Here is a 10495-nt window from a genome sequence, read left to right as displayed (position 1 = left end):
CGTCTAGCTTCGTCGGCAGCGTCAGATGTGTATAAGAGCCAGGCGCAGCCCTTCCCCCTCACTGATGCCGGAGCCCACGCCCCGCCCACACCGTGCAGCCCAATCACATATTTCTACCACGACGACAAGAAATCCAAGTAAGCCCGGAAGTACCGGACGTTATCCCGGACTTTACATGAATCTAATGTGGGGGCCGACGATTATTCCCGGGACGCGAGAAAATGAGAGGTAGGACGGTCAGGTGGAGAGGGCGGCCTGGGCGGCGGCGACGGCGGTTCCGGAGGCGCTGGCGCGGTAGCCGCCCGAGTGGAGGGCCCGCTCCACGGCGCCCACCGTGACGAGCACGTCCCCAGTGGTGACGCGGTTCATGTGGCCCACGCGGAAGTAGCGCGTCTTCAGCTCCGGGTGGAGGCCGCCGGCGATGGCGGCGCCCTGGGCCTTCACGCGGCCGACGAGCGAGGCGTCCACCCCTTCCGGGTAGTACACGGCGCTCAGGGTGTTGGCGGCCAGGGCCTCCGACGTGGGCAGCAGGCGCAGGCCCAGCGCGCTCCAGGCGGCGCGGAAGGCGCGGGCCATGCGGCGGTGACGCTCGAAGCGGGCCTCCAGCCCTTCGGCCAGAATCTGGCCCAGGCTCACGTCCAGCGCGCAGATGAGCGACGTGGGAGGGGTGGCGAAGTAGGAGGGCTTGCCGGCCTCGTACGCCTCCATCACCGGCAGCCACTCCGCCCAGTCCGCGTACACGCTGGCCACCGGCGCCTTGCGCTTGCGCCACGTGTCCAGCGCGCGCGGGCTCACGGTCAGCAGCGCCAGGCCCGGCGGCACGCCCACCGCCTTCTGGCTGGCGGTGAGGTACACGTCCGCGCCCCACGCGTCCTGGTGGAAGGCTTCGCCCGCGGTGGCGCACACGCCGTCCACCACGCTGAGGACGCCGTGCTTGTTCGCGACCTTCAGCAGGGACTCCACCGGCGCCAGCACCGCGGTGGAGGTGTCCACGTGGGTGACGGTCATCAGCTTGAAACCGCCGCGGGCCAGCTCCGCCTCCACCTGGGCCGCGTCGGGGGCGCCGCCGGGGGGCGCGCGCACGTGCGTCACCTTCGCGCCGTGGCGCTCCAGGATGTGGGCCATGCGGTCGCTGAAGTAGCCGGTGTTCACCACCAGCGCGCGGTCGCCCGGCTCGATGAGGTTGGCCACCGCCAGCTCCATGGCCAGCGTGCCGCTGCCGGACACGACGAAGGGCTGCGCGGACGGGGCGAGCGAAATCTCCCGCAGGCGCTTCAGCGCGCGGCCAAAGGTGGCGATGAAGCCCGCGTCCAGGTGTCCGAGCACCGGCGCGGACAGCGCCTGCAGCACCTCCGCGTCCACATCCACCGGCCCGGGAATCATCAACAGGTCTCTCACGGCGCCACACCCTTCCTTGGGCACCCTCCAGGCCTTTTCCGGAGGGCGGTCCCCCACTGTGGACAAGCCGGGCCCGACTTGTCCACGGCCATGGGAGCGCCGCGAAAACGAACGACGCCGGAGCCCCCGGATGAAACGGGAGACTCCGGCGCCGGGGACGACCTGTGACTGGAGGCTGCTGACTAGCGGTACGTCGCCGTCAGGCTGTCCGCGCGGGCCGACTGGCCGGCCGTGAACGTGTTCATGCAGTTGTCGTCGGTGTAGTCCATGAAGTTGTAGATGGGGTCCACGCCGCCGCCGGCGCAGCTATCGCGGTTGGCCGGGCAGCCGTACGCGGGCGAGGCCTCCGGAGGCGTGTCGCTGACGGAGTCGCCCGGGTTGTTACAGCCGCCCTGGAACGTGTGGTACAGGCCCACCCAGTGGCCGACTTCGTGCGTGGCCGTGTCGCCCAGGTTGTACGGGGACGCCGTGCCGCCGGGGACGCTGCTGTAGAGCATCACCACGCCGTCCATCTTCGGCTGGCTGGTGTAGCTGGAGGGGAAGGTCGCCCAGCCCAGCAGGCCACCCTTCAGGTTCGCCGTGTAGATGTTCAGCGTCTCCGGGCCGCCCTTGCGCAGCGCGGTCTTCATCTTCTTCTCCGCGGCGGAGCCCGAGCTCAGCGCGAACCAGGTGCTGTTGGTCGTGCGGTCCGTGCCGGCCAGCGTGAACTTGAACGGCGTGCTCTGGTACGCCGCGTTCAGCACGTTCATCTGCGCGGTGATCTGCGAGTCCGGGATGTCGCCGTTCGCGATGCCCGTGCCCTTGTTGATGACGTGGAAGTACACGGGCACGTTCACCGAACCCACCGCGCGCTTCGCCATCACGCGGCTGGCCAGCGCAGCCTCGATCTCCAGCTTCTCATCGGCCGACGGCTCGATGGTGTCACAGCCACGGTGCGGGAGTGCCTCCGCCGTGGTGGCCGCCTCCTCCGTGGGCTGCTCCTCGGGCGCCGGAGCGCTGCTGCTGCAACCCGCCAGGGACATCAGCGTGCCAAGGACCACCGCGACACGACCACCGCGCTGCGCGACGTTACGAAGCATTTTTCCCAACTCCTCGGAAAAGTGGGGAGTGGGAAATACATGTGACAATCACATGAAGTCAATAGAGGCGGTAAAATTGAACTCCCAGCAAATCCCGATGTGAACAAACTGCTCGTGTTTCAAGTGAAACACCCCGGGTGTGTGTATCACCCGAGTGTCTTGAGACCCCTGCCCGCCGACGCCAGCGCGGGCGTCGGGCTCACCGGGACGTCAGGCGTTTTTTACACCTGCGGCTCAGGGCGTGGGGGCCGGCGCGGGCGGATTCGCGGGCGCGGCCGGGGCGGCGGTGTCGTCCGAGGGCGTCAGCGGCGTGGGCACCGACTGGGGCTTCCCCACCTGTTCCAGGGACTCGCCGTTGCTGACGGAGAAGCGCACCAGCGCGCGGAGGATGCGGTTGCGCTTCACGTTGCCCAGCACTTCGCGCAGGTCGTCGTAGACGGTGGGGTCGGAGACGAGCGCGCCCAGCGTTCCGTCGCCCTTGGCCACGGTGGAGGTGATCTGCTTGATGTCCGCGGCGGCGCTGCCCAGGTCCGCGAACATGCCCTTCGCGTCGCCGTAGATGAGCTGGTGCACGGCGCCATTGGGGCTCTTCTTCGCGTCCTCGATGAGGCCCCCCAACTGGCCGGCGGCCTCGCCCAGTTCCTTCAGGGCCACCGCGCCGTCCTGACCGTAGATGAGCGCGTGCGCGGTGCCGTCGCCCCGGCGGACCTCGCCCAGGATGGCTTCGACGTGGGCCAGGGCGCCGTCCATGCGCCGGGCGGCCCCCGACGCGCTGGCGAGCAGGGTGTTCACCTCATCTCCGGTGCGCTTGTCGTAGATGAGCTTGTGCAGCGTGCCGTCGCCCTTCTCCACCTCCCGCATGATGGAGCTCAGCGACGCGACGCTCTGGGCCAGGTCGCGCGACAGCTCCGGGTTCGCGTAGACCTTGACGGCGTCCTTGAGCGACTCGCTGATGGCGACGGAGTTCTCCATCACCTGGGAGGCGCTGCTCATGAGCTTGGACAGGTCCCCGCCGCTGCTGGACTTGACGATGCCGCCGGGCTCCACGGGCGGCTGGTCCGCGCTGCCCAGGGAGATGTCCACCGCCTTGTCGCCCAGGACGCCCATGCTGGTGAGCTTCGCGACGGAGTCCGCGCGGATGCGCTCCGTGTAGGCGCTCGCGACCTGGAACTGCACCTCCAGGCGGCTGTCCTTCAGGTCCTGGGAGAAGGCCACGCCGTTGACGCGGCCCACCTTGAGGCCGCCAATCCACACAGGGGACTGGTCGCTCAGGCCGTCCACGCTGTCGAAATAGGCGCGGAAGATGACCTGGCGCTGGAAGAGGTTCGACTCGCGGCCGATGAAGAAGACGACGACGCCGGCCACGGCGAGGCCGATGGCGACGAAGAGGCCCGCGCGCACGGCCAGGCGCTTTTCCTTCGAGGTCGAGTTGAAGAGACTCATGGTGTTCTTTCGGGGTTCAGCTCCAGGCGGCGCGCGTCCAGGAAGGCCCGCACCTCCGGCACCTTGGAGCGGCGCATCTCTTCGGGGGTGCCCACCTGGACGATCTTGCGGTTGGCCAGCATGGCCATCCGGTCCGCCAGCACGAAGGCGCTCACCATGTCGTGCGTGACGACGATGGACGTAGCGCCCAGGCGCTGTTTCATCGACTCAATCAATTCATTGATGGTCTGCGTGGTGACGGGGTCCAGGCCCGTCGTCGGCTCATCCCAGAGGATGACCTCCGGGTCCGTGGCGATGGCGCGCGCCAGGCCCACGCGCTTGCGCATGCCGCCGGACAAATCCGACGGCATCAGCCGCTCCGTGTTGGGCAGGTCCACCAGTTCCAGCTTCTCCGCCACGCGCTTGCGGATCTCATCGCGGGACATCGTGGGGAAGTGTTCGCGCAGCGGGTAGGCCACGTTCTCCGCCACGCTGAGCGAGTCGAAGAGCGCGGCGCCCTGGAACACCATGGCCACGTGCTTGCGGACCTCCAGGAACTGCTCCTCGGAGAACTTCGACACGTCGTAGCCTTCGAAGAGGACGCGGCCTCCATCCGGGTGCAGCAGGCCGATGAGGCACTTGAGCAGCACGCTCTTGCCCACGCCGGAGCCGCCCAGGACGACCAGCGTCTCTCCGGCGCGCACGTCCAGGTCCACGCCTTCGTAGATGCGCTTGGCGCCGAACTGTTTGACGAGCCCCTCGAAGCGGATGAGCTCCTCGCCCGGGGTGGGCTTGCGGAACTCGAACGGGGCGGGCGGGTCGACGTGGTGGGAGCGGGCCTTGCGCATGGTCCGGGGCGCTTCAGAAGTAGAGCGTGATCTTCGTGATGAAGAAGTCCGCGAGACACACGGACACGGAGGTGATGGCCACGGTCTGCGTGGTGGCGCGGCCCACGCCTTCGGTGCCGCCCTCCACCGCGAGCCCCTTGAAACAACCGACCAGCCCGATGACGAGCCCGAACACCGCGCCCTTGATGACGCCGGAGACGAAGTCCCCCATCTGCACCGCGTCCATGGCGCCCTGGAAGAACTGGTCCAGGGAGATGCCGTACTGAGAGCGCACCACCAGCGCGCCGCCCACCAGGCCCACCACGTCCGAGAACACGGTGAGCACCGGCATGACGATGAGACACGCGAACACGCGCGGCACCACCAGCTTGCGCAGCGGGTCCGCACCGAGCGCGCGGATGGCGTCCACCTGCTCCGTCACGGTCATGGAGCCCAGCTCCGCGGCGATGCCCGAGCCGATGCGCGCGCCCACGGTGAGGGCGGTGAGCACGGGGGCCAGCTCCCGGAACAGCGTGAGGATGACGACGCGGCCCACGGTGTACTGCACGCCGAAGCGGGCGAGGAAGTAGCCGAACTGGAGCGAGATGACGAGCCCGGCGAACGTCGCGGTGAGCAGCGCGATCGGCAGCGAGCGCACGCCCAGGGACTCGGTGTGGAAGATGAGGCCGGCCCAGTCATACGGGGGGCGCACGGCGCGGCTGAACACCTGCCCGGTCATCACCGACAGGGAGCCCAGCGACTCCATGCGCTCCTGGAGGCGCTCCTTGAGGGTGGGGCGCGGGGGGTGCTGCGCCGCCGCGGCCGCGGCCTGGGCTTCGGTCCTCATCGGAGGCGCTCCGATTGGAAGCCGGAGACCAGGGCTTCGAAGTCGGCCATGCGCGCGTCGGCCTGGCCCACGGGGGACACGTAGCTGAAGTCGAAGACGCAGTTGTCCTTCTTGAGGACGACGAGCTCCAGGGACACGGGGACACCGTCGAGCTTCGCGACGTAGCGGCTGCGCAGGGCTTCGCGGCCGTCCAGGGTGAAGGTGCGCTGGCCCAGGTCCTGGCGTTCGGTGAAGCCCATGAGCAGGTGCTTCGTGAGGACGCTGAGCGCCGGGTCGTCGTGATCCTTGCAGGTGGCATTGGTGGCGATGACGCGGCCGGTTTCACCGCGCTCCACGAAGGCCAGGTCGTTGTCGTCGAACGAGGCCCGTTGCCAGACGTCGTTGGACAGGGTGCCGACGCGGTACTTCACGTCCTTCTTCTGGAGCACCGAGTCCTCGAACGTCGCGCGGTGGCACCCCGCGAGCAGGGCAGACAGCACGAGCGTCAGCAGCATCCGCGACATGGCACCATTCGTTCGTCCCGAGGGCTCCCGGTGGGACGGCGCCCGTCATGGTGCAGGCCCGACACGTCCGCAAGAACTTCGTCGGAGCAAACGTCGACTACAGCGCTCGCGCATCCAGCAAGCCCCTGTCGCCCTGGAAGGACTCCGGGCAAGGGGCGCACGCGTTCGTGGGGGCACGAAGCAGACACGGCGGCGTGGATGCGTATTCCGGGGGGCGAAGGGTGACGCTCTCCCGCCGTGTCCCCGGTCGGACGCGAGGGGAATGCCGGCTGGGGGAGTGCCCGCGAAGAGGAGCAGGCCGCATGTTCAGCCGGGAGTCCCCAGGGGATTCTCACGAGGAGGATTCGATGGACGGCGGACTGGCGGTATTTGGATTCGGGCTGTTCCTGCTATCGATTGCCAACCTGTACGCGCGCACGGCGTACTGGCTGGCGTGGCCGCTGTTGCTCGTGGCGATGGTGGCCATGGGCATGGCCTTCAGCGAGTCGAAGCAGCGCGACACGGTGCCGTTGGGCGTGGCCGCGGTGCTGGGGGTGCTGGGCATCGTCGCGCTGGCGACGGGCACGGCGTGGTGGCTGACGCTGGGGGTGTTCCTGTTCGCGGTGGCGTTCGGCCTGCTGTGGGCGGAGTTCCGCTACGAGTACTTCGGGAATGTCACGCGGGAGCAGGTCCCCCATCAGGCGAAGCGCGGGCCCATCCACTGGCCCTGGAACCGACGGCACGTGCGCTAGGGAGCGGGCGTGTCTGTGTTCACCACGCCCGCGTGAACGGTGAGCCAGAGGGAATCACTGGCGGCGGCGGCCCTCACGAGCCCCGCGTCGGTGGTGGTCAGGAAGACCTGCGCGCCGCTCTGGGCGAGGTAGCCCATGAGATAGGCATTGCGCTCCGGATCCAGCTCGCTGGAGACATCATCCAGCAGGAGCAGGGGGAGGAAGCCCATGGCGGTTTCCAGGTTCTCGATTTCAGCGATCTTCCAGCCGAGCACCAGGGCGCGCTGTTGGCCCTGGCTCGCGTAGGCCCGGGCGCTGCGACCGCCGAGCGTCACGGAGACATCGTCCACGTGCGGGCCCACGGAGGTGAAGCCACGGTCCAGGTCCCGGCGCAGGCGGGCGGCCAGGGCTTCGCGCAAGGCGCCAGCGAGGGCGGCCTCGTCGGCCTGGGCGAAGTCGGTCCCGATGTGGGCGGGGTGGTAGCCGTAGACGGCGGGGTCGGCGGTGCGGCCGATGGAGGCGAACGTTGCCTGGGCGCGCGGGGCGAGTTCGGCCATCAGCGAGCGGCGGCGGGCGTAGAGACGGGCGCCCGCGCGGGCGAGGGTTTCGTCGTAGGCGTCCAGGTACGCGGCATCGACGGTGGCGCCGTCGCGGAGCAGGCGGTTGCGGTTCTTCAGGGCGCGGGCGTACTCGCGGCTTTCCCGGAGGAAGGCGGGGAAGCGGTTGAACACAGCGCGGTCGAGGAACGCGCGGCGTGAGTCGGGGCCGCCCTTGATGACTTCGAGGTCGTCGGGGGTGAAGGCGACGACGGAGACACCGCCGAAGTAGTCCTCCAGGCTGGAGGCCTTCTTGCCGTCCACGAGGGCCTGGCGGGTGCCGCCGCCGACCTCGACGGAGATTTCGCGCTCGGCGCCCTTGAGGAGGAAGCGGCCGGAGACGCGGGCGGATTGGGCGCCCCAGCGGACGAGTTCGGAGAGCCGGCCGGCGCGCAGGGGCTTGAGGGTGGCGAGGAAGTAGAGCGCCTCCAGGAGGTTGGTCTTCCCCTGCCCGTTCTGCCCCACGGCGATGGTCGCGTGGAGGCTGGGCGTGAGTTGCACGCCCGGGAGGTTGCGGAAGTCCTGGACCTGGAGGGAGAGGAGGCGCACAGCGTCACCGGAAGGGGGCCCTTCGTACTACACAGGCCCGTCCTAGCCGATGAAGATATCTGTGTCTGGGAGCGTCACCGCCGTCTCGAGGGACAAGAGCGCCGCATCCAGCCTGGAGCACACGGCGGCCTTGCCCTCGTCAGGTAGGCCGCTCATCCACTGGCGAAGCGCGCGCAGTTCCCCGAGCACCGAGCCAAGATCCTCTTTCTGGACTGGAATGCCGGTCTTGAACAAGGGGACCCAGCGCAAACCGAGGGCGTCACAACCGGGGACCCAATACCTGCGGAAGACCTCTTCCGTCGCCAGGGGAACCAACTCCGCGCTTGTTCCACGCTCCGGAAGCCGCTTCACGAGAATCGATATCGACACGTCTGCTCCCTGAAGAACCCGTTCACTGACCATACGTCGCGATGAACTTCCAACCTGGGTTTTCTTGCGTCAGGCGCGCGAGTTGCCGCGACACCGCTTCTTGTAATGCGGGCTTTGCCTCCTCAATCCTGAAGAGGAAGTTTCGATACGTTTTCAGCGTCGAAATCGGGGGCACCGTCGGGCTACCACCTACCGCAGGACGCGTGGCGTGGGCCCGAGTCATGAGGTTCTTGATCCGCGCCGTCGTCTTTTCGTAAATCTGCTTCACCGCCCATTGCTCGGCCGTCTGCATTGGTTTCCCTGTCCTGGGATGCAAGACCTCCAGGTTCATCGCCGACTTGTCCTCAATGAACAGTCCGGGCTGGATTTCATCGAACTCGCCCAGTGGGTCGCCACGCTCGTCAACAATTTCCACGTTCCTATAACGTTCCTCAACTTTGGAACCGCCAGCATGAAGGCTGCCCCCAGCATTGCTGGAGGCCGCTGACAATACATAGAGGCCGCCCACGCCCGACCCGACAGCGGAAGCCATCTGTCCCACCGGCACCGCGATTCGCTCCAGCACCAGCGCACCTTCGGCGGAGAGGGACAACACCGGAACCATGGCGTCCACACCGCCCATCGCCGCGGTCACGGTTCCGGTCGTGCCCTTGGCCACACCACCGCAGGCATAGAGTGACGTCACCAGCTTCGCGACAGCCTGTATCTGCTCCCCACGTGTCATGTACGTGAAGCGCTCCAGGTACTCAGGAGAAGCGGAGATGAGCGCGGCGATGCCCGCCGGAAGATGCTGGAGCGCGCGGACACTGTCCGTCGGGGCGGTGAAGAACTTCCCGATGGCCATGGCCAACTCAAAGAAGGCCTCCCCGGCTCCGTCCAGGGAGCGGTTGATGACGTCCGCATCGTCGTACACCTCGACGACGAACGAACTGAACACCGGCTGGAGGTGCTCGTCCGCCGGCCGGAACACGCCACCAGTATCGAGATAGAAGCGGCCCAGCTCGAAGCCGAGCGCACCAAAGACTCCGTTCTTCCACTGCACCTGAGCCACGCGCTGCTGTGTTCGTCCCGTCATCACCCACGCGAGATACCCATCAGGACGCAACACCACGGCCCGATCGAAGCGAGCCACCCTGCGCAACAACTCCTCCCGCGACACGGTGCCGCCTTCCAACACCTCACGCAGCAGGAGGCTGGTCGCCATGCGCGGTGGGAAATTTCCCGGTGTCACCGGCTTCTTCAGCAACACCGCCAGCAGCCGCGCCGCCTGCCTCGGCGTCAGGGCGGATGCACGCAAGGGTAGTTCGTCCCAGGGCTCCAGGCCCGCGAGCACCAGCAAGTGCTCGAATGCGTCTGCCTCCACGGCGCCGCTGACCACCACTCGGACAGCGCCCCCGGACCGGGCAACGCGAGCGGCTTCCGTGCCTTGGGGCCGCTCGCTCCGGTGACGCCGCAGCCGCGAAGGTTCGCCGGGTGCGACGGTCCGGGACACTTCACCCTCTGTGTCGCGAAGCACGGGCGCAGGCATCCCGCGTGAACTGTCCTGCGGAAAACGGGCATGCCCGGACAGGGGGCGAACGGAAGCACAGCCCGTGAAGAGCAGGAGTGCGCTCAACACCCATATGTCACCGCGCATTGTCCACCCCGAATCCCAAGGACACATAGGCACCCGGGCGCAGCGAACCGCCAGCGACCGGGAACAGGAGCGTTCCGCCCTGCCCCAGCGCGTACACCTTCCCCGCGAAGCGCCAGCGCAGTTCCCCGGAGAGCAGATAGCGGGTGCCTGACTGGCCCAGGCCTACCGCGAGCGCATTGGCGGCGAGTTCGAGGCTCCGGTCGAAAAGCTGAAGAGCGAGCCGCCCATCCGCGTCCACGCGTCCCCAGGTGAAGACCTCCAGGGCCCCAGAGAGACTCAGGTGTCGTTGCACCAGCCCTCCCAGTCGCTCCGCGTCCCAACCAACATTCGCTTCGGCATAGGCAGAGGCGCCCTCAGGAAACGGGGCTTTCGTCAACGGCGCCCCGGAGTGCCCCGCCGCGCGAAATCGCGCCAACTCGTAATCCGGACCAAAGTAGCCCTGACGGAAACCTCCATGCTGTCGCCGCGCCTCCAATCGCAGGCGTGCGTTCAGGGTCAGCGTCTCAACGTCGGCGCCCACACCCGCCACCGCGCCCCACGAACCGCCCACCCCTGGACG

10 protein-coding genes and 1 pseudogene are annotated in these 10495 nt (G+C 67.9%); 1 reads left to right on the top strand and 10 read right to left on the bottom strand.

The genetic code is table 11. From position 1 onward, the window contains the following. Positions 1-237: 237 nt before the first annotated feature. From D7V88_RS33730 to D7V88_RS33705, 6 genes are all read right to left on the bottom strand, one after another. Positions 238-1398 (bottom strand): pyridoxal-phosphate-dependent aminotransferase family protein, encoded by a 1161-nt coding sequence (locus D7V88_RS33730; protein ID WP_120544727.1) that lies wholly within the window; start codon positions 1396-1398, stop codon positions 238-240. 182 nt (positions 1399-1580) lie between these two features. Then, positions 1581-2477 (bottom strand): zinc metalloprotease, encoded by an 897-nt coding sequence (locus tag D7V88_RS33725; protein WP_120544726.1) that lies wholly within the window; start codon positions 2475-2477, stop codon positions 1581-1583. 234 nt (positions 2478-2711) lie between these two features. Beyond that, positions 2712-3920: an MlaD family protein gene (locus tag D7V88_RS33720; protein WP_120544725.1), complete on the bottom strand. Its 1209-nt coding sequence runs from the start codon at positions 3918-3920 to the stop codon at positions 2712-2714. After that, positions 3917-4747 (bottom strand): ABC transporter ATP-binding protein, encoded by an 831-nt coding sequence (locus D7V88_RS33715; protein WP_120544724.1) that lies wholly within the window; start codon positions 4745-4747, stop codon positions 3917-3919. The genes D7V88_RS33720 and D7V88_RS33715 overlap by 4 nt, the downstream gene beginning before the upstream one ends. A 13-nt stretch (positions 4748-4760) precedes the next feature. Continuing rightward, positions 4761-5573 (bottom strand): MlaE family ABC transporter permease, encoded by an 813-nt coding sequence (locus D7V88_RS33710; protein WP_120544723.1) that lies wholly within the window; start codon positions 5571-5573, stop codon positions 4761-4763. Further along, on the bottom strand, positions 5570-6076 hold the full coding sequence (locus D7V88_RS33705; protein ID WP_120544722.1) for a hypothetical protein: 507 nt from the start codon (positions 6074-6076) through the stop codon (positions 5570-5572). The genes D7V88_RS33710 and D7V88_RS33705 overlap by 4 nt, the downstream gene beginning before the upstream one ends. 347 nt (positions 6077-6423) lie before the next feature. Between D7V88_RS33705 and D7V88_RS33700 the strand changes: the two genes are divergently transcribed. Then, the gene (locus D7V88_RS33700) at positions 6424-6807 is read left to right on the top strand and encodes a hypothetical protein (RefSeq protein WP_120544728.1); all 384 of its coding nucleotides are present in this window, start codon (positions 6424-6426) and stop codon (positions 6805-6807) included. Here D7V88_RS33700 and recF read toward each other — a convergent pair. The 4 genes and pseudogenes from recF to D7V88_RS33680 form a co-directional block, all read right to left on the bottom strand. Beyond that, complete coding sequence (gene recF, locus D7V88_RS33695) at positions 6804-7931, bottom strand: DNA replication/repair protein RecF (RefSeq protein ID WP_120544721.1); 1128 nt, start codon at positions 7929-7931, stop codon at positions 6804-6806. The genes D7V88_RS33700 and recF overlap by 4 nt on opposite strands. 42 nt (positions 7932-7973) lie before the next feature. Next, positions 7974-8120 (bottom strand): hypothetical protein, encoded by a 147-nt coding sequence (locus D7V88_RS43255; protein ID WP_158625218.1) that lies wholly within the window; start codon positions 8118-8120, stop codon positions 7974-7976. Between the two features lie 202 nt (positions 8121-8322). After that, complete coding sequence (locus D7V88_RS33685) at positions 8323-9681, bottom strand: hypothetical protein (RefSeq protein WP_120544719.1); 1359 nt, start codon at positions 9679-9681, stop codon at positions 8323-8325. Positions 9682-9925: 244 nt separating this feature from the next. Next, positions 9926-10495, bottom strand: a pseudogene (locus tag D7V88_RS33680) (hypothetical protein); the annotation flags it as partial.

The sequence above is a fragment of the Corallococcus terminator genome (assembly GCF_003611635.1).
GTDB classification, from domain to species: Bacteria; Myxococcota; Myxococcia; order Myxococcales; family Myxococcaceae; genus Corallococcus; species Corallococcus terminator.
Note: the sequence above shows the minus strand (reverse complement) of the source record. Positions and strands in the feature narration are given on the sequence as shown.